This window comes from Peptacetobacter hiranonis (genome assembly GCF_008151785.1).
Lineage (GTDB): Bacteria > Bacillota > Clostridia > Peptostreptococcales > Peptostreptococcaceae > Peptacetobacter > Peptacetobacter hiranonis.
Map to the genome: position 1 here is coordinate 1054656 of NZ_CP036523.1, position 25010 is coordinate 1079665.

Sequence of the window (25010 nt, forward strand, 5' to 3'; positions counted from 1 at the left end):
AGGGTAGGTAAATATTATGCCTATGACACCTAGAGAGATGATTGCTCATCTCAAAAAATCGGGTTTTGTGGTCGTCAGTCAAAATGGATCTCATGTAAAATTGAGAAATTATAAAACTGGAAAACAGACTATAGTACCCTATCACTCTAAATCTTTGAAAAAAGGTTTAGAAACACAAATTTTAAAACAGGCAGGGCTTAAATAGCCCTGTCGAGTTTAAATGGAGGATTTGTTTATGAAAAAATTATATTATCCAGCAGTGTTTCATATAGCAGAAGAAGGTGGATTTTGGATAACTTTTCCTGATATTCCAGAGTGTATGAGTGAAGGAAATAATTTAGAAGAAGCCTATAAAATGGCGAGCGATGCATTGGGATTAGCAATTACATCACGTATGGAAGATAGAGAAGAAATACCCACACCTTCACAAATAACTAGTATAGATTTATCAGAAAATAAGGATGAGTTTGTTGCGATTATAGAATTTGATTTGGAAGAATATAGAAAAAAACATAGTTCCAGATCAGTAAAGAAAACTCTGACAATACCTGAATGGCTTAATAAAGAAGCTACTGATATGGGGCTTAATTTTTCTAAGATACTTCAGGAAGCGTTAATAAAAGAAATAAATGAAAGGGTATAGTCTTTAATTATGCCCTTTTAAGTTTTAATTATAAAGTTTTTTATTTATAAGTAACATGAAATTAATGTAAATTAAATTACAAATTTGTAGTTTAGAGATTATATTTTCTAATCATATTTTCATCAATTGTTACAATTTTTTAACTTGATAAAAAATAACTAAAGTTTTATAATATAAATATGTTCTTAGAATAAATACTAGAAGTGTTTAAAATGTAAAGTTTTGGGAATATAATATAGTAACAAGAGATTTGGAAAGAGGGCGAGTAATAATGATGATATTACCAATAGCAATATTAGCAGTTGTAGCAGTTTATGGACTTTCAGTTGTATCATATATGGCAGATGAAAATAATTAATAATGAGAATATATAAAATAATGAGAATATATAAAGAAACCTCCAGTGAATAGCTGGAGGTTTTTGCGTTTAAAAAATAAAAAGTTAAAAAATAAAGATATACCATATAATTGATAAAATACAAATACTATAGTAGTATACATATATAGAAACTAATACATTATTAAGTGAGGAGTTTATAAAATGGATAATAAGTTTTTAGATATATTATTAGAAACAAAGGAATTAAAAAATTCTCTGTATTCTATATTAAAACATAGCTTTTTGTATCACTCTAATAAAATAGAAGGAAGTACTTTTACAACGGAAGCGCTGGCTTTATTATTAGATAAAAATGTTGTAACAGGAAAGCATACATTAGATGATGTTCAAGAAACAGTTAATTCAAGCTATGTATTTGATACAATAGTTGAAACATTAGGAACAAAAATAAGTCATAGTTTTTTGAAAAACTTACATTCAAGCTTGATGTTTAACACAACTATTCATTCAAAAGGATATGCTGGAATATATAAAAAAATACCTAACATGATAATAGGTACAGATACAAAAGTAGCACAACCATTTGAAGTTGAGCCAAAACTAGAGGAACTATTTGAGTGGTACTATAATTTGAAAAATATTACATTAGATGATATAGCAGAGTTTCATTATAGATTTGAATTAATTCATCCTTTCCAAGATGGAAATGGCAGAATAGGTAGATTTTTAATGCTAAAACAGATGCTAGAAAACAATCTACCTATAAAAATAGTATCATGGGATACAGAAGATCTATATAGAAACTCATTGAAACTATCTTCTATTGGAAATTATAGTCCATTAAGTACATACCTAAAAACACTTCCAGATTTTAGAGAAGAATATAAAGAGTTTTGGGAGAATGTTTAGATTAAATACAAAATAAATGATAATAAATATAAAAATTAAATAGAAATATTATAAAAAGAACTGCGTAGGGATATACTCCAACGTGGTTCTTTTTTTATTACTAAGTATTATTTACCCTATATAAATTATTGAAAATTATTATTTAATATTGATTGTAACAAAAATAATTATTGTTTATTATTATTTAATATTGTTTTTTATTGAAATTCATGACATAATAATAATTGAAAAGAGGTGATCAATTTGCTACAACAAGAAAGGCATAATCAAATAATCGCAAAATTAAACTTAGACGGAAAAGTTAGAGTAAAAGAATTGAGCCAAGATTTTGGCGTAACAGAAGATTGTATAAGAAAAGATTTAACCATATTAGAAAAAGCAGGAAAGTTGAAGAGAATACATGGTGGAGCGACAACAGTTAGGACAAACCCGCATGTAATCAATGTCAGTGATCGTAAAGATGTTTATGCTGAAGAAAAAAAGGAAATAGCATTAAAAGCAGTTGAGATGATTAAACCAGGAACAACTATTTTTTTAGGTGTGTCTACAATCACTTTAGAGATTGCAAAATTAATATATCAGAAAGATTTAAACATAACAGTTGTTACAAATATGATAGATATAATGAATGTATTCACTCAGGAATGCAGCACAAAGCTGTTCTTTTTAGCTGGAGCGTTGAATGAGGCAAAGGACGGATTTATAGGAACATTTACAATAGAGCAGATTAAAAAGTTTAAATTCGATTTAGCATTTATAGGTGTTGTAGGGATTGATTTGCACGAAGAAGAGGTGACTACATATTCTGTGGACGACGGTATAACTAAAAAAGAAGTGATAAATTCTAGTAGAAGATGCTATATTTTAGCGGAAACTGCAAAACTAAACCTTGAGGGGAATTATGTATTTGCGGATTTAGAAGATTTAACAGGATATATATTTGAAAAGAAATTGGATTTAGAAGATGAGAAAAAATTAGAAGAAAAAGGACTAGAAATTATTTAAATGGTTATAAATCTAGTTTAATAATTAGAAATTAATTGTATAGAGGTGGAAGATGAGCAATTTAATTCAAGGAAAATTTGATAATTTAATTCAGACGAAGAGAATAGATCTTTTAAAAGAGAAGATGTTAGATGCACCTAGATATGCATCTATTGAACAGGCAAGAATAATTACGAGAGTTTACAAGGAAAACGAAGAACTATCTACTTCAAAGAAAAGAGCTCTATCACTTAAAGCATCACTTGAAGAGTTAGAAATAGGTGTTGAAAAAGAGGAGCTAATCGTAGGGAATAGAACAAAGGGAGTTCGCTATGGGGTTGTTTTCCCAGAAAGTGGATGTTCTTGGGTTAATAAGGAGTTTGAAACACTTCCAACTAGACCACAGGATAAATTCTTGGTAAAAGAAGAAGATATTAAAGAATTTAGAGAAAGCATCTATCCATATTGGAACGGAAAATCTATGGAAGATGTTATTAAAAATAATTATGGTAAAGAGATAAATGCGATGGCCAAGGTCGTAAAAATAAATCAGAAAGACCACGCACAAGGACATATTTGCCCAGATTCTGAGCTTTGGTTAAAATTAGGGCCTCAGGGATTAATTGATAAAGCTAGGGAAAAAATGGCAAACTGTGAAGAAAATCAGAAAGAATTTTATGAATGTACGATTCTAGTACTAGAAGGTGCTAAAAACTTTATGATGAGATACCACGATTATATTTTAAATATGATAAATAATTGCGGAGATGATAAAATCGAGGACGAATACAAAGAATCTTTAAGAAATGTTGCAGAAATTTGTAAAAATCTTTCAGAAAGACCGCCTAAAACATTCCACGAAGCAGTGCAGTCATTATGGTTCTTATTTACGATTTTACACATGGAGTCAAATGCTTCTTCGTTCTCTCCAGGAAGAATGGATCAGTATTTATATCCTTATTATAAAGAAGATATTGAAAAAGGTATCATATCTGAACAAGATGCACTAGAAATAATTGAATGCTTATGGTTAAAATTCAACCAGATTGTTTATTTAAGAAATCAGCATAGTGCAAAATATTTTGCTGGATTCCCAATAGGATTCAACATAGCAATCGGTGGAGTTGATGAAAATGGAGATGATATTTACAACAATTTATCGTTATTAATATTAAGGGCTCAATACCATTTAGGACTACCTCAGCCAAACTTATCAGTTAGACTTAATAAAAACACATCGCATGAATTGATGCAGGAATCTATAAAAGTTGTCGCTAAGGGAAGTGGAATGCCACAGTTCTTCAACGATGAGTCTATAATCAAAGCGATGATAGATCTTGGAATTGAGGAAAAAGATGCGAGAAATTACGCAGTTGTAGGTTGTGTTGAGCTTACTACACATGGAAACAACTTAGGTTGGTCTGATGCAGCTATGTTCAATTTAAACAAGGCATTAGAATTAACTTTAAACGAGGGTAAATGTTTATTAACTGGTGAACAGATTGGGCTAAACTTAGGTAAGTTAGAGGATTACAAAACATTTGAAGATTTAGAGGAATCTTTTAGAAAGCAGATAGATTATTTCATAAATGAGATGATGAAGGCAGAAGTTGTGGTGGAAAAGGCTCATCAGGATTGCCTACCTTCTGCGTTTTTATCTACAGTTATAGATGATTGCTTAGAAAAAGGGTTAGATGTTACTAGAGGTGGTGCAAAATACAACCTTTCTGGAATACAGATGATTCAGGTAGCAAACCTTGCCGATTCATTAGCTGCAATTAAAGAGCTAGTTTATGATGAAGAGATGATTTCAAAAGAAGAGCTACTTCAAGCTTTAAGAGATGATTTTAAAGGACACGAAATAACTCAGACAATGTTGTTAAACAAAGCACCTAAATACGGAAATGATGTAAAATGGGTTGACGATTTAGGTACAAAATGGGCAGGGTATTTTAGAGAAAGAATGAAAGATTACACAAATTATCGTGGTGGAGCATATCACACAGGAATGTACACCGTTTCTGCACACGTTCCTATGGGAGAAAATGTTGGAGCATCTCCAGACGGAAGAAATGCACTTACTCCACTTGCAGATGGTGGTATGTCACCTGTGTATGGAAGAGATATTGCAGGGCCGACAGCAGTTATAAAATCTGTATCGAGAATATCAAACGACTACACTACAAATGGTGGGCTATTAAATATGAAATTCTTGCCAGAATTTTTCAAGACAGAAACAGGAATGTTGAAATTTGAAAGTTTCTTGAGAGCTTTTGTGGATTTAGAAGTTCCTCATATTCAGTTTAATGTTGTAAGAAGAGAGGATTTATTGGATGCGAAAGTTCACCCAGAAAGACATAAATCACTTACAATTCGAGTTGCAGGATATACAGCTTATTTTGTTGAATTAGCAGGAAAATTACAGGATGAGATAATTGAAAGGACAGCTTATGAAGAAATCTAATGAAAAGCTAGAATTGAATGAAGAAGTAAAAATTAATGAAAAAATAGAGGATTCTAAAAAAGCGTTGGTGTTTGATGTTAAGAGATTTGCTGTTCACGACGGTGCTGGACTTAGAACAACCGTGTTTTTTAAAGGATGCCCATTGAGGTGTAAATGGTGCCAAAATCCTGAAGGGTTATCAGCAAAGAAAAGGCCGATTTATTTTAAGAATAGCTGTATTCATTGTAGAATTTGCGAAAAAGTTTCTAAAGAAAATCAGATTGAATACAGAGATGATAGACCATATTTTAATTTAGATTATAAAGAAGGATTTGATAATTTAATAAAAGCGTGTCCATCTGGAGCTATTAGATATGATAGCAAAGAATACGTAGTTGAAGAATTACTAGAAAAGATAAAGGAAGATCAGGTATTCTTTAGAAATGATGGAGGGGTTACTTTTTCTGGTGGAGAGCCTTTGATGCAGGGAGAGTTTTTAGTAGAGATATTAAAACGTTGCAAGGAAGAAGGAATACACACAGCCATTGAAACTACTATGTTTGCACCACTTGAGATTATTGAAAAAGTACTTCCATATTTGGATTTGATATATATAGATTTAAAGGTATTTGATGAAAAGTTGCACGAAGAATGTACAGGTGTATCGTCAAAAGTTATAAAGGAGCATATTAAATATGTGCTTGAAAGTAATCATAGAGATAAAGTCATAATTAGAACTCCGCTGATACCAACTATGACAGCTACTGATGAAAATATAAGAAGCATAGCAGAATTCTTAGTTGGAGTTTATCCAGAGGTTAGATATGAATTATTAAACTATAATCCTCTAGCTCCATCAAAGTATGAGCTTGTCGACTTGGAATATGGACTTGATGAGGATTATAAAATGTTTGGCAAAGATGAGATGCAGCATTTTTATGATATTGTCGAGCAGGTAGGGTTAAAGAATTTAATAATAGAATAGAGATTTTGTGAAATATAAAAATTAACTATATAGATATAGAAAAAAACTATATTAGATATTAAAAATATAGAAATTAAATATTTGACGGATAAAATTAACATTGCTAAAATAAAAATGAAAATTATTAATAACGGGAGGAATTCTTATGAATAAGAAATTCGTTAGTCTTTTACTAACAGCGGTATTATCTCTTGGTGTGCTTACAGGTTGTTCATCAAAAGAAGAATCAAAAGAAGCTGATACTAATACAGAAAAAGTAACAGCTGAAGCAGTTGATACAAAAACTGTATTTGTAACACCTGAATGGGTTCAGAGTGTTATAGACGGAAACCAGAAAGAATCTGAAAATTATGTTATAGGCGAGGTATCTTGGGGAACTTATAAAGATAGTCCAAGTTATACAAAAGGTCATATACCTGGTGCTATACATATAAACACAGATAGTGTGGAAGAAGGACCAGTATGGAATATACTATCTCCAGAAAAAATAGAACAGAGTATGCTAGAAAATGGTATAACAAAAGATACAACAGTTATACTTTATGGTGATCCTTCTGCAGCAGGAAGAGTTGCATTTACATACCTTTGGGCAGGTGTTGAAAATGTAAAAATGTTAAATGGTGGAATAGAAGCGTGGGAAAAAGCTGGATATAAAACAGAAACAGATGTAGTTGAAGCTAAAAAATCTGAAGACTTTGGAATAAAAGTACCAGCTCATCCAGAATATTGCTTATCTATAGAAGATACTAAAGAAAAATTAAAAGATGAAAACTTTAAATTAGTAAGTATAAGAAGCGAGGATGAATTCTTAGGAAAAACTAGTGGATATGCATATATAAATAAAGCTGGTGAACCAGAAGGTGCAGTTTGGGGATTTGATACAGATAGATATGTAAATGAAGATGGAACTTGTATAAATATGGAACAGATGAAAGAATTATGGAATGAATGTGATTTCTCAGCTGATAATGAACTTTCATTCTACTGTGGAACTGGTTGGAGAGCTTGTGTACCATGGTTAATATGCTATGAAAATGGTATGACAAACATGACTGTATTCGATGGTGGATGGAATGAATGGCAGATGGATGATAGCAATCCTGTTCAGGTAGGAGATCCTGCTAATGATGATTGCGTGCATACAACTGTTGGAGAATTATCAAACGATAAGGCAGCGAAATAATAATGAAGAAAGTAATATATTGGATAGTAAATTTATTAGAAGTAGCTTTTTTAGTAGGGGCATACCTTGTAAACTATTTTACACCTAGGAAAATGGGTATGGCTAGATTTGTAATGTATAAAAATATGATGATAGAAGAACAATATACTAATCTAGAAAGTATGAAAATTATGGCTGTAGGAGTAGTTATTATATTAGCTATAATAACAATAGTTTTATACTTTGCTAGAAAGAAAAATGTAAAAACTTCTATGATAGTTATTACATTAATAATGACAGCACTATATTGTGGATTTACAATGTTAAATTCAAAAGATACGTATACGGCTTTTTATATTATAAGTCCTCTTATAGGATGTGCAGCCCTATTACAAATAGTAAAAACATTAATAAATATTCTATTCGCTAAACAAAATACAATTGAATCGTAAATAAAAAGTGTGCAGTTAGTTTTCTAGCTACACACTTTTTTTATTCCTAAGGAAATTATATAGAAATTTTAACATAGCTTATAAAAATAATTGTATAATTAAATTAAAGAATATTTTGGAAAAGAGGGATTTTTATGAGAGAAAAATTTTCTGGTTTAATAAATAGTTTTATAAAAGAATACAAATCTAAAAACAATCTTTTTGCTGAATGGGAAGATGTACTTGTAGGATTTTCTAAAGTAGATGATAAAAATATGAAATACCTAAGAGAAGCTGTTATAGAGGATCATCATCTTGCAACAGATTATTTAGATGATGCAAAGACCATGATTTCATACTTTGTACCATTTAAGGAAATTATCGCAAATTCTAACAAAGAAGGCAATCTTCCTTCTGATATTTGGGTACATTCGTATCGGGAAACAAATGAGATGGCGGATAAGTTAAATAACTATCTTGTAGCTGAGATTGAAAAGATGGGGTATAAAGCAGCCAAGCCAGTAGATTGTGGTATAGTTGATGGAAAGGCTAAGAGCAGATGGTCTCAAAGACACATAGCGTATCTTTCTGGACTTGGAACTTTTGGACTAAACAACATGCTTATAACTGAGAAGGGTATAAATGGAAGATTTTTCTCAATAGTTACAAATATGGAGATAAAGTCAGATGAGCCATTGAAAGAAGAAAGATGCCTTTATAAATTGAATGGAAGTTGTGGAAAATGCGTTGAGAGATGTTTTTCTGGTGCGCTTACATACGATGGATTTGATAGATTTAAGTGTCTTGAGATTTGTGTAGAAAATGAAAAGAATAATAAAATGGCAGATGTATGTGGAAAATGCACTATTGGACTTCCATGTACTTTTAAAAATCCATTGAAATAAATTTATTACAAACTTGTAATTTATAAAATTAAATAAAGTGTTTTAAATTTATCTATTAAAGAATATAATAAGATAAAAGTAATTATCAAAAGATAAATATATTTAAAATAAAATTAAAAAATACTTCAAAATGGAGGTACCAATTATGGGACTAATTAAAGCAATAACAGGTGCAGCAGGTGGAACACTTGCAGATCAGTGGAAAGAGTTTTTCTACTGCAATTCAATAGATGCTGAGACTTTGGTTGTAAAAGGAAGCAAGAGAATTTCTTCAAAAAGATCTTCAAATACTAAAGCTAGCGACAACATAATATCTGACGGTTCTGGAATAGCAGTTGCTGATGGGCAGTGTATGCTAATCGTTGAACAGGGAAAAATAGTGGAAGTTTGTGCTGAGCCAGGAGAGTATACTTTTGACAAATCCACAGAGCCGAGTATTTTTACAGGAAGCCTTTCTGATGGAATTAGAAAGACTTTTGAAACAATAGGCAAGAGATTTACTTATGGTGGAGATACTGGAAAGGATCAGAGAGTATATTATGTAAATACAAAAGAAATAATTGGAAATAAATTTGGAACAGCAATGCCTATTCCATTTAGAGTGGTTGATAGAAATATCGGACTTGATATAGATGTTTCAGTTAGATGCAACGGAATTTATTCTTATAAAATAACTGACCCAGTTCTATTCTACACAAATGTATGTGGAAATGTTGAAGGAAGTTATGAAAGAGAAGAAATTGACTCTCAGTTAAAGGCAGAATTTATAGGTGCGTTACAGCCAGCATTTGCTAAAATATCTGATTTAGAAATAAGACCAAATGCTCTTCCTGCTCATGTTGATGAACTTTCAAAGGCAATGAATGCAACACTTACAGAAAAATGGGCAGAACTTAGAGGTATTTCAGTTGTTTCAATAGGTTTGAATTCTGTGACACTTCCAGAAGAAGATGCAGATATGATAAAACAGGCTCAGAAAGCAGCTATTTTAAGAGATCCTTCAATGGCAGCCGCTACAATAGCTTCAGCTCAGGCAGATGCAATGAAAACTGCTGCAGGTAATGAAGGTGGTGCAATGACCGGATTTATGGGCATGGGAATGGCTACAAATGCAGGAGGAATGAATGTAAACGGCTTATTTGAAATGGCCGAAGAAAAGAAAAAACAGCAGATGGAAGAGATGAAAAAATTTGCTGAAAATAATAACTCAACTAGTGCTAATGAAGTTGCAGGTGAGTGGACTTGTAGCTGTGGAGCGAAAAATACAGGGAAATTCTGCTCTGAATGTGGAGCTAAAAAGCCTGAAGATGGTTGGGTTTGCGAATGTGGAACAGTGAATAAAGGTAAGTTCTGTACAAATTGTGGAAAGAAAAAACCTGCAGGAATGCCTCTATGTAGATGTGATAAATGTGGATGGGAACCAGAAGATCCACACAATCCGCCAAAATTCTGCCCAGAATGTGGAGATAGATTTGACGAAAATGATATAAAAAATGATTAGTAATAAAATAGTTCGAAAGATAAAGAGGTGGTTCTATGCCTAATGTTCAAGAGTTTAAATGCCCCAACTGTGGAGGGAGCATAGAGTTTGACAGTTCAAAGCAAAAGTTGAAATGTCCGTACTGTGATACAGTTTTTGATATAGACGATATAAAAGCCTATGTTGATATAAAAAATGAAGATGTTGCAGATGATATGAGTTGGGAAACTCATGCAGGACAAGAGTGGAATGACGGTGAAAAAGCGACTATGAACGTATATACTTGTAATTCTTGTGGAGGAGAGCTGGTGACAGACGAAAACACAGCAGCTACTAGTTGTCCATTCTGTGGAAGTCCTGTGATTTTGACAGGGAGGCTTGCTGGAGATTTAAAGCCAGACCTTGTTATACCTTTTAAGTTAGATAAGAAATATGCAAAACAGAAACTAAAAGAGCACGTTAATAGTAAAAAGCTTGTGCCAGAACCTTTTAAGGAAGAAAATCATATTGATGAGATAAAGGGCATGTATGTTCCGTTTTGGATTTTTGATGCAGATGCCGAAGCTGATGCAAGATACAAAGCGACTAGGGTACATTTTTGGTCTGATGGAGATTATGATTATACAGAAACAAGCCATTATTCTATAGTTAGAAGTGGTGATATGAAGTTTAGAAATGTTCCTGTAGATGGTTCTTCAAAAATAGCCGATGAGCTTATGGAATCTATAGAGCCATTTGATATAAGTGAAGCTGTTGATTTTGAGACTGCTTATCTTGCTGGGTATTTGGCTGATAGATATGATGTTACAGAGGATGACAGTGTTAGTAGGGCAAATGATAGGATAAAGAATTCGTCAGTTGAGGCACTTGCTTCAACAGTTGATGGATTTTATGCTACAGTTATCCCAGAGTACAATTCTGTAAGGCTTAAAAATGGTTCTGCAAAGTATGCACTTTACCCTGTGTGGATGCTTACAACTAGTTGGAATGACGAAAAATACACATTTGTTATGAATGCACAGACAGGAAAATTTGTAGGAAATTTACCTATGGATAATAAGAAATTCTTTAAATTTTTTGCAATATATGCAATTATAGCGACTTTAGTTGTTTATGCAGCTGCTTTTGCTATAAATATGCTTTAGGAGGTGAAGAAGTTGAATAGTTTAGGAAAAAATAATTTCAAAAAAATATCACTTTCTATATTTATAGCATTTAGTATGATTTTCTGTTCTGTATTTTTAAATTTAAAAACTATTGAAAAATCTTTTGCAGATGGAGATATGGAGTATGCTGTTGACAGTGCTAAGGTATTGACCACAGAGGAATTAGAATCATTAAAATCTAAATTGGCACAAATAAGCGATGAAAATAATATAGACGTAGGTGTTGTAACAGTAGATTATCTGGATGGAAAAAGTGCACAAGAATTTGCAAATGATTTATTTGAACAGAATAAATTTGGTAAAGGCGAAAATAGAGATGGTATACTTCTTTTAGTTGCTACTGAGGACAGAGAATGGGCGATGAGTACTCATGGATCTGCAAAGGAAGCATTTAACGAAGAAGGACTTGATTTTCTATCTGGAGAATTTCTTCCATACTTAGCAGAGGATGATTATTATTCTGCATTTGAAAACTTTGCAAACAATGCTAGAGAACTCGGTGCAATGTATGTTTTAGGAGATCCTTATGGAGAAGAGGAGTATATTGATGATGAAAACTACCCTGTAGATGAAAATATAGTTGAAGAAGAAAAAGGAATAAACAATGAAGTTTGGATACCTTTATCAATTGTTATGGGATGTGCGATTTCATTAGTTATAATGATGATGTATAAATCTCAGCTAAAAAGTGTTAAAAGTGAAAGTAGAGCGGATGATTATCTAATGGATATGAAACTTGTGAAAAGTCAGGATATATTCCTTTACAGAACTGTAACAAGAACTATGAGACCTAAAAATGAAAATAATAGTAGCGACTTTAGCAGCGGTGGTGGCGGAGGAGACTACGGTGGCTCAAGTGGAAGCTTCTAACAAATAAATATAAACATAAAAATATCCCGGTAACAAGGAAGCATTGTTGTCGGGATATTTTCATAATATATGGATCATCGAATAATAAAACTGTCCTTACTTTAATTATAATACTTAACTATGTAAAATAAAAATGAAAAAAATTGATTGGATAGATATAAAATTAACATATATTATGTAAATTACTTATAGAAATATATTTTATCGACAAATAATGATGTAAAAAATGGTATCCTACTTTTACTATATTTTAAATATGAGCTGTTAACAATATAGTTGTAATAAGTCTTATTTTTATATCAATATGTGTCAAATTTACTAACTTAAAAGAGTGGAATAAATCAAAATTTGTCTATATCTCATATGCTTCGCATAGTAACAAAGGGTTGTAGAATTTTGATTTATCTACTTTTAATAAGATAGTAAATTTATAATAGATTATAAAAAATAGGCTGTTACAAATTATTGTAACAGCCTTATATTAATCTTTATTTATTTTTTGCAGCCTGTCTAGCTTTGTTGTACTGTAGTCTTTCGTGTTCATTTAGGTATCTTTTTCTTAGTCTTATAGCGTCTGGAGTTATTTCAACTAATTCGTCCTCATCTATAAATTCAAGAGCTTCTTCAAGAGTGAATATTCTTGGAGGAGCAAGTTTGATAGCATCATCTGAACCAGAAGCACGAACGTTTGACTGTTTCTTGTTCTTACATGGGTTAACAGTCATATCGTCTTTTCTTGAGTTCATACCGATTATCATACCTTCGTAAACTTCAACACCTGGGTCAACGAACATAGTAGCTCTTTCACTTAAAGCATTAAGTGCATAACCCATAGTTGTTCCAGGTCCCTGAGATATTAGAACACCATTACTTCTTCCAGGTATTTCACCTTTGTGTTCTTCAAATCTTTCAAATGATCTTACAAGAGTACCTTCACCTCTAGTAACGTTTATGAATTCACTTCTGTAACCAAGTAGACCTCTAGTAGGAGCTATGAATTCTATTTTTACATAATCTCCTTCCATTTCCATTGATTCCATCATACCTTTTCTCTGGTTTAATTCATTTATTATTGTACCAGAATAAACTTCTGGGCAGTTAACGATAACTCTTTCCATTGGTTCAAGAAGAGTACCATTTTCATCTCTATGCATTAAAACCTCTGGTTTAGATACCCCTAGTTCGTATCCTTCACGTCTCATGTTTTCTATTAATATAGAAAGATGAAGTTCTCCACGTCCAGAAACTTTGTATCCGTCAGTAGTATCAAGAGGTTCAACTTTTAACCCAACGTTTACTTCAAGTTCTTTTTCTAATCTATCTTTTAAATGTCTAGTTGTAACGAATTTACCACTCTTACCAGCGAATGGAGAATCATTTACTAAAAAGTTCATAGAAAGTGTTGGTTCTTCTATGCTTATCATTTCTATTGGCTGTGGGTTATCTGGGTAACAGATAGTTTCACCTATTGATATATCAGGTATACCAGATATAACAACTATTTCACCACTTCCAGCTTCTTCAGTTTCAACCTGTTTTAAACCTTCATACACAGTAAGTTTACCTATTCTACCTTTTCTTGGCTCTTCAGCTTCACCACATATGCATACATTCTGTCCTGGCTGTACTTTACCTTTATAAACTCTACCTATACCAAGTCTTCCTATATAGTCATCGTAAGCTAGAGAAGATATCTGAAGCTGTAATGGTTCATCATCGTAATCAGGATAAGCTTCAACGTGATCTATTATAGTTTTGAATAGAGGAGATAAGTCTTCACTTTCTTCTTCCATATCTAATTTAGCTATTCCCTGTTTAGCTATTCCGTATATTATAGGGAATTCACACTGTTCATCAGTTGCGTTAAGGTCAACGAATAAGTCAAATACCTCGTCAACAACTTCTTCAGCTCTTTGGTCTTTTTTGTCTATTTTGTTTATAAATAATATTGGTTTTAAACCACATTCAAGTGATTTCTGTAAAACGAATCTTGTCTGAGGCATTGGTCCTTCACTTGCATCAACAAGAAGTATAACTGTATCAACAGTTTTCATAACACGTTCAACTTCTGAAGAGAAGTCAGAGTGTCCAGGAGTATCTACTATGTTTATTTTGTAGTCTCCGTAGTTTATTGAACAGTTTTTAGAATATATTGTTATACCCCTTTCCTGTTCTAAGTCGTTACTATCCATTACACGCTCTCTTACTTCTTCATTTGCTCTAAATATTCCGCTCTGAGAAAGAAAAGCATCAACTAGAGTTGATTTACCAGCATCGACATGGGCGATAACGGCTATATTTATAATTTTATGCTTTGCCATAAGTTTAGCTCCCTTCTTTATATCATAACTTAACAAGTATATCACAATCATGAAAGTCACACAAGGAATACAAATGTTATTTTTTTCTTGAAATCATTTTCAAAGAAAATTTTTTTGTGTCAATGTGCAATTTCATTCATCTCTTTAAATTATAGTACATTATAGCACAACTTTTGTAAAAACTAATATAAAATATTTATGAAGAATCATTATAGAATATTATAAAAATATAGATAATTTATTTACAAATTGATTAGAATGTTATTTAATTAAATCGTATTGATATATAAATTATTATTTTTGAGAAAAAATATGTTTGATATTATACCCTAAGGGGGTATAATAAGATTATGAATTACTTCAGAAAGGGGAGGGATAGTATGAGCATAAGAGAAATTACATTTAGAATAGATGGAATGCATTGTGCAGCATGTGCAATGGGAGCTGAAAAAGCAATAAAAAAATTAGATGGAGTAGAAGAAGCTAGTGTAAACATAGCAACAGAAAAAGCATTTGTAAAATATGATACGGATAAAGTTGGAATAGAAGATTTTGCAAATGTAGTAAAGTCAAAAGGATTTACTCCAATAATAGATAAAAAAGAATTAGAAAAGGTAGAAGAAGTTGGAGAAATTTCAAATTTAAAAGAGATTACATTTAGAATAGACGGAATGCATTGTGCAGCGTGTGCAATGGGTTCTGAAAAAGCTCTGAAAAAATTGGAAGGAGTAGAGGAAGCTAATGTAAACATAGCTACAGAAAAAGCATTTGTAAAATATAATCCAGAGCTAGTTGGGATAGAAGATTTCGCAAATGCAGTGAAGTCAAAAGGATTTACTCCAATAATAGATAAAACAGAAACGGAAGAAGTTAAATCTTCAACTGACACAGAAACTGACACAGAGGAAGAAATAGAAAATAGTGGTTTTGTTGCTCAAACAGATGAGGAAAGAAGATTGAGCAAGGAAAAAGAAATTCACGATATGTTTATAAAATTTGTGATAACAATGTGTTTGGCAATACCACTATTTTATGTTGCAATGGGGCCTATGATACCGTCACCACTTGGACCTTGGCCACTGCCAGATATAATAAGTCCTGATACGCATTTATTAAATTACGCATTAATCCAGATAGTTTTAGTTGTTCCAATAATGATAATTGGAAAACACTTCTATATAAACGGAACTAAAGCAATACTTTCAGGATCACCTAATATGGATACACTTGTTGCACTTGGAACAGCAGCCTCATTTGTATATAGTTTATACACTACTTTCCAGATAGCAAATGGTACTGTAGATCATGCACATCACCATCAGCTATACTTTGAAAGTGCTGGTATAATAATCGCACTTGTATCTTTAGGAAAATACTTTGAAACAAAGTCAAAAGGAAAGACATCAGAAGCTATAAAAAAATTAATCGGACTTCAGCCAAATACTGCGATAATAGAAACAGAAGATGGAGAAAAAGAAGTTCATATAGATACTATTAAAAAAGGCGATATAGTAATTGTAAAACCTGGTGAAAAGATACCTTCAGATGGTACTGTAGTTTATGGAACAACTTATGTTGATGAGTCAATGATTACTGGGGAAAGTGTTCCAGTTGCTAAAAAAGAAGGGGATTCTGTAACAGGAGCTTCTTTAAATAAAAATGGTTTTGTTAAGATAAGAATCGAAAAAACTGGAGAAAATACAGTATTATCTCAGATAATTAGATTAGTTGAGGATGCACAGTCAAGAAAAGCTCCAATAGCTAAGTTAGCAGATACTGTGGCAGGATATTTTGTACCTGCAGTTATGACAGTTGCAATAGTATCTGCTCTTTTATGGTACTTTGTTGGTGGAAAAGATTTAGTGTTCTGCTTGACAATATTTGTATCAGTTCTTGTTATAGCTTGTCCTTGTACGTTAGGTCTTGCAACACCTACAGCGATAATGGCAGGTACAGGAAAAGGCGCTGAAAATGGGATACTTATAAAAGGTGGAGATTCTCTTGAATCAGCATATAAAATAGACACTGTTGTATTTGATAAGACAGGTACAATTACAGAAGGAAAACCTGAGGTTACAGATTTAATTCTTTTAGATGGATCTGATTTTGAAAAAGATGATGTTTTAGGATTTGCAGCATCAGCGGAAAAAGTTTCTGAACATCCTCTAGGAGAAGCGATTGTAAGACATGCAGAAGAAAAAGAATTAGAAATATTTGAAACTAAGAATTTTGAAAATATACCTGGAAAAGGTATAAAAGCTATGATTAATGGAAATAATGTTGCAATAGGTAATAAGAAATTAATTGCTAGTGAAAATGTAGAGTTAAAAGATGCAGAAGAAAAAGCAACTACTCTATCTAGTCAAGGAAAAACACCTATGTATATAGCTATAAACGGTAAATTACAGGCTGTGATAGGTGTTGCCGATGTTGTTAAGGAAACAAGTAGAGAAGCTATAGAAAAACTTCACGAAATGAACATTAAAACAGTTATGTTAACTGGGGATAATGCAAAAACTGCAGAAGCTATAGCTAAAAATGTTGGAATAGATACAGTTGTTTCAGATGTTCTTCCTGAAGAAAAGGCTAAGGTTATAGAAAATCTTCAGAAAGAAGGAAAATTTATCGCTATGGTTGGAGATGGTATAAATGATGCTCCAGCACTTGCAAAGGCAGATATAGGTATAGCGATAGGAAATGGAACTGATATAGCTATTGAGTCAGCGGATATTGTGCTTATGAGAAATAGTATTTTAGATGTTCCTAAGGCTATTAGATTGAGTAGAGAAACTATAAAGAATATTAAGCAGAATTTATTCTGGGCGTTTGGATATAATACTGTTGGTATTCCAGTTGCAGCAGGGTTATTGTATATCTTTGGTGGACCGCTACTAAATCCAATGATAGGGGCTGCGGCAATGAGTTTAAGTTCAGTATCAGTAGTGTCAAACGCATTAAGATTAAAAACTATAAAATTATAGAAAAAGATGTCTCAGATTTTCTGAGACATCTTTTATTGCTTTGGGGAAAAGAAGATTTTTTATGATATAGAAAACAGGTCTCTTAAATTTTTCTATAAATCTCTATTTTGAGCGAGAACTTAAAATAGAGATTTATTTGAAAAATTTTACGATACCTTTATTTCTATCCAGAATAAAATCTTCTTTTTTAAAGAAAGTAAAAAATATAGACTCAGGAAATTTGAAACTCATTTTTATAAATTTTAATACTTTTTAAAATCTTAGAGCTTATTGGATAGGATAGGGGATAAAAAGGATGTAATTAGAAAAGTTGATACATTTTTATTATAAAATTATTATAAATTTTGATACTTTTTAAAACTTTAGGAAATATTGAATGATAAAGAGTATTGATTGATAGTTTTTTAATATGAATTTAAATAATATATAGTATTTTAAGTCAGAAATGAATAAAAGTTAATTTTTAAATAGTCAAAGTAAAGTATTTATTAATATTGAAAATTCTAAATTCAAATGTTATACTAAGAATGAAATCGAGCTGACAGTGAGGGTGTTGTTCCCGAGTTGAAAGGCGATGTTTGCACATAAAATTATCCCCATATTATTTGGCTTTTTTAGTCCAGGTTATACAGGGATTTTTATCTACGAGTATTAAAATTTATAAACGATTGTTAAAAATAGATTGAATATTTATTTTATAATATGCTATTTTTGAATCATTTTTATTTTTTAGAGTACTGAACTTTTATAAAATGGAACCTATAGAATGGACACTTGTAAAAAGGTGTTTCATCTATAGGTTCTTTTTTTGTATAATTTTAATATAGAGGTGAGTAATTTATGAGTAAAAAACAATTTAGTAAAGAAGAAACATTAGAGCTATCAAAAAATCCATTTGTAAAGAATGTAAGCTGTAAATCAATAACATATACAAATGAATTTAAAATACATTTCATAACAGAATACAATAAGGGAAAAAATCCAACACAGATATTTAAAGAAGCAGGTTTTGACACTAACATCATAGGTGCAAAACGTATTAAATGCGCTAGCGAGCGATGGAGAAAGTCATATAAAGAAAATGGTATTTTGGGACTAGATGATTCTAGAGTTAATAATTCTGGAAGACCAAGAAAAAGAAAATTAACAGATAAAGAGATAATAGATAAGAAGGATGCTGAAATAGCATATCTTAAAGCAGAGCTAGAACTAGTAAAAAAGCTAGACTTCGAAGAAAGGCAGGTGATGAATAATAAGCTACCTTCGGTGAAAATATTCAAATTAATTAATGATGTAATAAATAAATATTGTTTAAAAAAAATGATAAAACATCTATGTATTGTTGCAGGAGTATCTAGATCTGGATTTTATAACTATTTAAAAAACAAGAATGTAATAAGCAAACAAGAAGAAAAGGATTTAGAAGCAAAAGAAATAATTCTTAAAGCATATAAGTTCAGAGGATACAAAAAAGGTTCTCGTTCAATAAAAATGATTTTAAAAAGTAAATTTAATATAATATTTAACAGAAAAAAAATTCAAAGAATAATGAAAAAATATGGAATTAAATGTCCTATTCGCGAGTCAAATCCAGCTAAACGTATGGGAAAAGCAAGAAAAGAACATCACACAGTTCCTAATAAATTGAATAGAGAATTTAAACAAGGTATACCAGGAAAAGTACTTTTAACTGATATTACGTATATGCCGTACGGCAATGGGAAAACAGCATATTTATCAACTGTAAAAGATTCTTCTACGAATGAAATTTTATCGTATCATTTATCGAAGAATTTAAAAATGGATATTGTTATTTCAACTATTAACAATCTCATGTTATCAAATTCAGACAAATTACATAAAGATGCATTTATTCATTCTGATCAAGGAGTTCATTATACAAGTACTATTTTTCAGAACTTGTTAAAAAAATATAATTTAGGTCAATCTATGTCTAGAAAAGGTAATTGTTGGGACAATGCTCCGCAGGAGTCATTCTTTGGTCATATGAAAGATGAAATAGATTATAAAAGTTGCAATACATTTGAAGAGTTAAAAAGTTTAATAGATGATTATATGGATTATTATAATAATGATCGTTGTCAGTGGAATTTAAAACAGCTGACTCCTATTCAATATAGAAGTCAGCTGCTTGCTGCTTAAGACTTTTTTATATATGTCCTTGACATAGGGACCATTTTATTACGTTCAGTCCTTTTATCATACCTAGTTTTCCAGATAGTGAGCTTATCACATCGGAAGGCGCATCAATTATAACACTAATGATACTTACTTCCTTTTTAGGATATGGGACTCCCATTCTTCCGACAATATAGGGAGCAAAGTCGTGTAGTGTCTTATTCAGTGCATCAGACGCTTTTAAATCTTCAACAATTATCCCTATAAGTGCTATTCTTGTTTCCATAAAGGCACCTCCTCAGATTTCATTAATTAGATTTTATATTTTTAAAAGTTTATAGTCAATAGCGAAAGGAATTCAAATGAAAAACCTAATAGATAAACTAGAGAAGAATCAGATTCTTTCAAAGGAAGAATTTGTAAGGCTTTTGGCAATTTCTGAAAAAGATGATATAGATTACCTTACAGAAAGGGCAAAGTGTGTCAGAGATGATATTTACGGCAAGAGAGTTTTTATAAGAGGCTTGATAGAGATATCAAATTATTGTAAAAATGATTGTTATTACTGCGGTATTAGAAGAAGTAATAAGAATGCCCAGAGATACAGACTTTCAAAGGAACAGATTTTAAGTTGCTGCGAAAATGGATATGAGCTAGGATTCAGAACATTTGTTATGCAGGGCGGAGAAGATGCGTTTTTTAAGGATGATGTTGTATGCGATATTGTTTCTAGCATAAAGGAAAGATATCCAGATTGTGCAGTTACTCTTTCTTTAGGAGAAAGAAGTACTGAAAGCTACAGAAAAATGAAGGAAGCTGGAGCAGATAGGTATCTTTTAAGACATGAAACATTTGACAACATACATTACAACAAGTTGCATCCAGTTGAACTAGATCCTGAAAATAGAAAGAGATGTTTGAGAGATTTGAAGGCTCTTAGATATCAGACAGGAACGGGAATAATGGTTGGCTCTCCATATCAGACGCTTGAAAATATAGCAGAGGATTTACTTTTTATCAAGGAATTAAATCCTGAAATGATTGGAATAGGACCATTTATACCACATAAGGATACACCATTTAAAGACTTTGAAAGTGGAACAATGGAGATGACTTTAAGGCTTATTTCTATTTTAAGATTACTATGTCCAAAGGCTCTAATACCTGCTACAACTGCACTTGGGACAATAAGTCCACAAGGTAGAGAAAAGGGAATATTAGCAGGTGCAAATGTAATAATGCCGAATCTATCTCCAAAAGAAGATAGAAAGAAATACATGCTTTATAATGACAAGTTAAGTGATGGAGAAGAGGCAGCAGAAGGATTAAATAAGCTAAAGGAATCTATGAGAAAAATCGGCTACGAAATAGTAGAGGATAGAGGAGATTGCATAGCTTTAAAAGATAGATAAAAAATTATAATCTAAAAGAAAACGATTATTAACTAAGGTTAAAATCCTTAGTTTAATATAATAAATTTAAAAATAGGAAATTAATTTTGCAATTAAATTACGAATGGGGGACTTTAAAATGTACAAATACGATCCAAAATCACTAAAAGCAGAAGAATTTATAAACCATGAGGAAATTCTTGAAAGTATAGAATACGCAAAGGCTAATAAAAGTAATAGAGAATTAATCGAATCTATAATAGAAAGAGCTAAAGATTGCAAAGGTTTAACTCATAGAGAAGCAGCTCTTCTTTTAGAATGTGACCAGCAGGATTTAAATGAAAAAATGTTTAGCCTAGCAAAAGAAATAAAACAGAAAATATACGGAAATAGAATAGTAATGTTCGCTCCTTTATATTTATCTAACTACTGTGTAAATGGATGCGTATACTGTCCATATCACCTAAAAAATAAACACATAGCTAGAAAAAAATTAACTCAGGAAGAAATTAAAAAAGAAGTTATAGCGCTTCAGGATATGGGACACAAACGTTTAGCACTTGAAACAGGTGAAGATCCAGTAAACAACCCAATAGAATATGTATTAGAAAGTATAAAAACTATTTACGGAATAAAACATAAAAATGGAGATATAAGAAGAGTAAATGTAAATATAGCAGCTACAACTGTTGAAAACTACAGAAAATTAAAAGAAGCTGGTATAGGAACTTATATATTATTCCAGGAAACTTACAATAAAGCAAACTACGAACTACTTCATCCAACTGGTCCAAAACACGACTACTGTTACCATACAGAAGCAATGGATAGAGCTATGGAAGGTGGAATAGATGATGTTGGTATAGGTGTACTATTTGGACTTGAAATGTACAGATACGACTTTGTAGGTCTTTTAATGCATGCAGAACATCTTGAAGCAGCTCAGGGAGTTGGACCACATACAATAAGTGTTCCAAGAATTTGTCCAGCAGATGATATAGACACTGATGATTTCTCAAATGCTATATCTGATGAAATATTCCACAAAATAGTTGCTGTAATAAGAATAGCTGTTCCTTATACAGGTATGATAATATCTACAAGAGAATCTCAGAAATCAAGAGAAAAAGTTCTTGAATTAGGTGTTTCTCAGATAAGTGGAGGATCTAAAACAAGTGTTGGTGGATATGCAGAGCCAGAACCAGAAGAAGATAACTCAGCTCAGTTTGATGTAAGCGATACTAGAACATTAGACCAGGTTGTTAATTGGTTATTAGATGGTGGATTTATACCAAGTTTCTGTACTGCTTGCTATAGAGAAGGAAGAACAGGGGATAGATTTATGTCACTTGCAAAAACTGGTCAGATAGCAAACTGCTGCCAGCCAAATGCACTTCTAACTCTTAACGAATACTTAGACGACTATGCTTCAGAAGACACTAGAAAGAAAGGTAAAGCCCTTATAGAAAGAGAATTAGAAAATATAACTAATCCAAAAGCTAAAGAAACTTGTATAAAATACTTAAATGCAATAGATGAAGGAAAAAGAGATTTTAGATTCTAATAAATTTTAATTATAAAAATATGGTGTGTCGGTATTTTTCTGACACACCATTAATCTATAAAAACATATAACAAGGAGAGAAATATGGCTGGACTTAATGAAACTCCAAGGGCAGAAAGGCTACATATTGGAATATATGGAAGAAGAAACAACGGAAAATCTTCATTAATAAATGCTATAACTGGTCAAAATATATCATTGGTATCTGATTTTGCTGGAACCACTACAGATCCTGTCTACAAATCTATGGAACTTCATGGAATTGGACCTGTTGTGTTTATAGATACAGCAGGATTTGATGATGAGGGTGAATTAGGGCAGATGAGAGTAGAGAGAACTCTTGATGCAGTGAATAAGACAGATATAGCAATTGTAGTACTTTCTGATGAAAATATATTGATTAAAGAGGAAAAAATGTTTAAAGGACTGGATATTGAAATAGAAAAAGAATGGATATCTAATCTAAAAAAAGCTAAAGTTCCTTATTTAGTTGTAATAAATAAAATAGACAAAATATCTGATTTAAATTTAGAAAAAGCAACAGAAAATATATCTGATGAATTAAAAATAAAACCTATATTAACCAGTGCAGTTGATAAAAAAGGTGTAGCGTTAATAAGAGAAGAGTTAATAAGGCTTTTACCAGAAGAATATTCTATGAGAAGTATAACAGGTAAAATTGTAAAAGATGGGGATACTGTACTGCTAGTAATGCCACAGGATATTCAAGCACCAAAAGGAAGATTAATACTTCCTCAGGTTCAGACAATAAGAGATTTATTGGACAACAAATGTCTTGTATTGTGTGCAACTGCAGATACTATGGAGTCTATGATATCAAAACTTGTATCTCCTCCAGATTTAATTATCACCGACTCACAAATTTTTGGAGATGTATATGCTAAAAAGCCTAAAGAAAGTAGACTTACTTCATTCTCAGTATTATTTGCAGATTTTAAAGGCGATATAGATTATTATAGAGAAAGCGTTAAAGCCATAGAAAATCTTACAGAAAATTCAAGGGTTTTAATTGCCGAGGCATGTACTCACGCTCCACTTGAAGAGGATATAGGAAGAGTAAAAATTCCAAATAGACTTAAAAAGAAAATTGGTGAGGGACTTACTTTTGATATAGTTGCTGGTAGAGATTTTCCAAAGGACTTAAGTAAATACGATTTAATAATTCACTGCGGTGGATGTATGTTTAACAGAAAATATGTATTATCTAGAATCGAAGCTGCAAAAGAGCAAAACATACCGATGACTAACTACGGTGTTGTTATGGCTTATTTAGCTGGAATAATAGATAAAATAGACTTTTAGTTAAAAAAGTAAAGTAACTTGAAATAAATTTAAACTTCAAACTAAATTATTAAATATGAAATAAGATTTATTTTCTTAATAAATATTGAAAAGATAAGAGCTTTTGGTCTATAATCATAGACAAGGAAGCTCTTTTTTTATTAATAAATATTAAATTTTTCTCGAATTAAAAAAATATAGGTTTAATTTAAGCTTAGAAGGGTAAAATTTAGAAAAATACCCGAAATTATAATGAAGTTAAAAAGAGGAAAGTGTGATATAATATAAGGGAGTATGAATTTATAAGGAGGGATAAAATGAATTCTTCTATATTAGTAATTGAAGATGATGCTAGCATACAGGATTTAATCACAGAGTTCTTGAGCGCAGAAGGATACAATGTGGATGCAGCAAATGATGGAATAGAGGGGATACAGAAATTTAAGGAAAACAACTATGACCTTATAATCTTAGATATAATGATGCCTAATCTAGACGGATATGGGGTATGTAAGATGATCAGAAAGACATCTAGTGTACCTATCATATTCCTTACAGCTCTTAACCAGGAGAGCGACCAGTTAAAAGGATTTGAAATAGAGTGTGATGACTATATAACAAAACCATTCTCATTTAACTTACTTGTTAAAAGAGTAGAGGCTATATTGAGAAGAAGTAATAAAACAATAAGTGATAACTTTATAACTTTTGAAAAACTAAAATTAAACCTAGATACATATTCAGCAGAAATAGATGGAGATGTAATAGAGTTAACTCTTAAAGAATTTAATATACTAAAAGAGCTTATAGAAAAATACCCACAGGTAATAACAAGAGAAAGCCTATTAGATAGCATATGGGGATACGACTACTACGGAGATACAAGAATAGTAGATGCACATATTAAAAATATAAGAAAGAAAATAACTCTTCCTTATATAAAAACTGTAAAAGGAATAGGATACACACTTGACAAGAATATATAAGCGTTGGC

The 25010-nt window shown here is 31.5% G+C and carries 20 protein-coding genes; 18 read left to right on the plus strand and 2 right to left on the minus strand.

The window, feature by feature from the left end; all coding sequences use genetic code 11:
• Nucleotides 1-37: 37 nt before the first annotated feature.
• From KGNDJEFE_RS04990 to KGNDJEFE_RS05045, 12 genes are all read left to right on the plus strand, one after another.
• The gene (locus tag KGNDJEFE_RS04990) at nucleotides 38-205 is read left to right on the plus strand and encodes a type II toxin-antitoxin system HicA family toxin (RefSeq protein WP_330360542.1); all 168 of its coding nucleotides are present in this window, start codon (nucleotides 38-40) and stop codon (nucleotides 203-205) included.
• A 30-nt stretch (nucleotides 206-235) separates the two neighbouring features.
• Complete coding sequence (locus KGNDJEFE_RS04995) at nucleotides 236-643, plus strand: type II toxin-antitoxin system HicB family antitoxin (RefSeq protein ID WP_040410246.1); 408 nt, start codon at nucleotides 236-238, stop codon at nucleotides 641-643.
• Between the two features lie 541 nt (nucleotides 644-1184).
• Complete coding sequence (locus KGNDJEFE_RS05000; protein ID WP_006439423.1) at nucleotides 1185-1892, plus strand: Fic family protein; 708 nt, start codon at nucleotides 1185-1187, stop codon at nucleotides 1890-1892.
• Between the two features lie 234 nt (nucleotides 1893-2126).
• The gene (locus KGNDJEFE_RS05005) at nucleotides 2127-2897 is read left to right on the plus strand and encodes a DeoR/GlpR family DNA-binding transcription regulator (protein WP_408634589.1); all 771 of its coding nucleotides are present in this window, start codon (nucleotides 2127-2129) and stop codon (nucleotides 2895-2897) included.
• A 52-nt stretch (nucleotides 2898-2949) separates the two neighbouring features.
• Nucleotides 2950-5340 (plus strand): glycyl radical protein, encoded by a 2391-nt coding sequence (locus KGNDJEFE_RS05010; protein WP_006439425.1) that lies wholly within the window; start codon nucleotides 2950-2952, stop codon nucleotides 5338-5340.
• The gene (locus KGNDJEFE_RS05015) at nucleotides 5312-6304 is read left to right on the plus strand and encodes a glycyl-radical enzyme activating protein (RefSeq protein WP_242649208.1); all 993 of its coding nucleotides are present in this window, start codon (nucleotides 5312-5314) and stop codon (nucleotides 6302-6304) included. Before KGNDJEFE_RS05010 ends, KGNDJEFE_RS05015 begins: the two co-directional genes overlap by 29 nt.
• Nucleotides 6305-6449: 145 nt before the next feature.
• Nucleotides 6450-7487, plus strand: a complete 1038-nt coding sequence (locus KGNDJEFE_RS05020; protein ID WP_006439427.1) for a rhodanese-like domain-containing protein — start codon at nucleotides 6450-6452, stop codon at nucleotides 7485-7487.
• A gap of 2 nt (nucleotides 7488-7489) precedes the next feature.
• Nucleotides 7490-7918, plus strand: a complete 429-nt coding sequence (locus KGNDJEFE_RS05025) for a hypothetical protein (RefSeq protein WP_006439428.1) — start codon at nucleotides 7490-7492, stop codon at nucleotides 7916-7918.
• Nucleotides 7919-8052: 134 nt separating this feature from the next.
• Nucleotides 8053-8802, plus strand: coding sequence for an epoxyqueuosine reductase (locus KGNDJEFE_RS05030; protein WP_006439429.1), 750 nt, complete (start codon nucleotides 8053-8055; stop codon nucleotides 8800-8802).
• A 145-nt stretch (nucleotides 8803-8947) separates the two neighbouring features.
• Entirely contained in the window at nucleotides 8948-10303 is a 1356-nt protein-coding gene (locus KGNDJEFE_RS05035) for an SPFH domain-containing protein (RefSeq protein ID WP_040410247.1), read from the plus strand.
• A gap of 35 nt (nucleotides 10304-10338) precedes the next feature.
• The gene (locus tag KGNDJEFE_RS05040) at nucleotides 10339-11427 is read left to right on the plus strand and encodes a TFIIB-type zinc ribbon-containing protein (RefSeq protein ID WP_006439431.1); all 1089 of its coding nucleotides are present in this window, start codon (nucleotides 10339-10341) and stop codon (nucleotides 11425-11427) included.
• A gap of 12 nt (nucleotides 11428-11439) precedes the next feature.
• Nucleotides 11440-12318, plus strand: a complete 879-nt coding sequence (locus KGNDJEFE_RS05045; RefSeq protein WP_040410248.1) for a TPM domain-containing protein — start codon at nucleotides 11440-11442, stop codon at nucleotides 12316-12318.
• Between the two features lie 488 nt (nucleotides 12319-12806).
• Here the strand turns inward: KGNDJEFE_RS05045 and typA are convergent, their stop codons facing one another.
• Nucleotides 12807-14639 carry a translational GTPase TypA gene (gene typA / locus KGNDJEFE_RS05050; protein ID WP_040410249.1) on the minus strand — a complete coding sequence of 611 codons (1833 nt, stop codon included), beginning with the start codon at nucleotides 14637-14639 and terminating at the stop codon, nucleotides 12807-12809.
• Nucleotides 14640-15019: 380 nt separating this feature from the next.
• Between typA and KGNDJEFE_RS05055 the strand changes: the two genes are divergently transcribed.
• Nucleotides 15020-17620: a heavy metal translocating P-type ATPase gene (locus KGNDJEFE_RS05055; protein WP_040410250.1), complete on the plus strand. Its 2601-nt coding sequence runs from the start codon at nucleotides 15020-15022 to the stop codon at nucleotides 17618-17620.
• Between the two features lie 840 nt (nucleotides 17621-18460).
• Nucleotides 18461-19783, plus strand: a complete 1323-nt coding sequence (locus KGNDJEFE_RS05060) for an IS3 family transposase (RefSeq protein ID WP_148881763.1) — start codon at nucleotides 18461-18463, stop codon at nucleotides 19781-19783.
• A gap of 7 nt (nucleotides 19784-19790) precedes the next feature.
• Here the strand turns inward: KGNDJEFE_RS05060 and KGNDJEFE_RS05065 are convergent, their stop codons facing one another.
• The gene (locus KGNDJEFE_RS05065; RefSeq protein ID WP_148881806.1) at nucleotides 19791-20045 is read right to left on the minus strand and encodes a TM1266 family iron-only hydrogenase system putative regulator; all 255 of its coding nucleotides are present in this window, start codon (nucleotides 20043-20045) and stop codon (nucleotides 19791-19793) included.
• A 76-nt stretch (nucleotides 20046-20121) separates the two neighbouring features.
• On the opposite strand from KGNDJEFE_RS05065, the gene hydE reads away from it, so the two are divergent.
• The 4 genes from hydE (at nucleotide 20122) to KGNDJEFE_RS05085 (ending at nucleotide 25002) form a co-directional block, all read left to right on the plus strand.
• Nucleotides 20122-21171, plus strand: a complete 1050-nt coding sequence (gene hydE, locus KGNDJEFE_RS05070) for a [FeFe] hydrogenase H-cluster radical SAM maturase HydE (RefSeq protein WP_006439436.1) — start codon at nucleotides 20122-20124, stop codon at nucleotides 21169-21171.
• A 118-nt stretch (nucleotides 21172-21289) separates the two neighbouring features.
• On the plus strand, nucleotides 21290-22714 hold the full coding sequence (hydG, locus tag KGNDJEFE_RS05075; protein ID WP_040410251.1) for a [FeFe] hydrogenase H-cluster radical SAM maturase HydG: 1425 nt from the start codon (nucleotides 21290-21292) through the stop codon (nucleotides 22712-22714).
• Between the two features lie 84 nt (nucleotides 22715-22798).
• A complete protein-coding gene (gene hydF, locus KGNDJEFE_RS05080) occupies nucleotides 22799-24037 on the plus strand; it encodes a [FeFe] hydrogenase H-cluster maturation GTPase HydF (protein WP_006439438.1) in 1239 nt (412 codons plus the stop codon).
• Nucleotides 24038-24333: 296 nt separating this feature from the next.
• Complete coding sequence (locus KGNDJEFE_RS05085; RefSeq protein WP_006439439.1) at nucleotides 24334-25002, plus strand: response regulator transcription factor; 669 nt, start codon at nucleotides 24334-24336, stop codon at nucleotides 25000-25002.
• Nucleotides 25003-25010 lie beyond the last annotated feature (8 nt).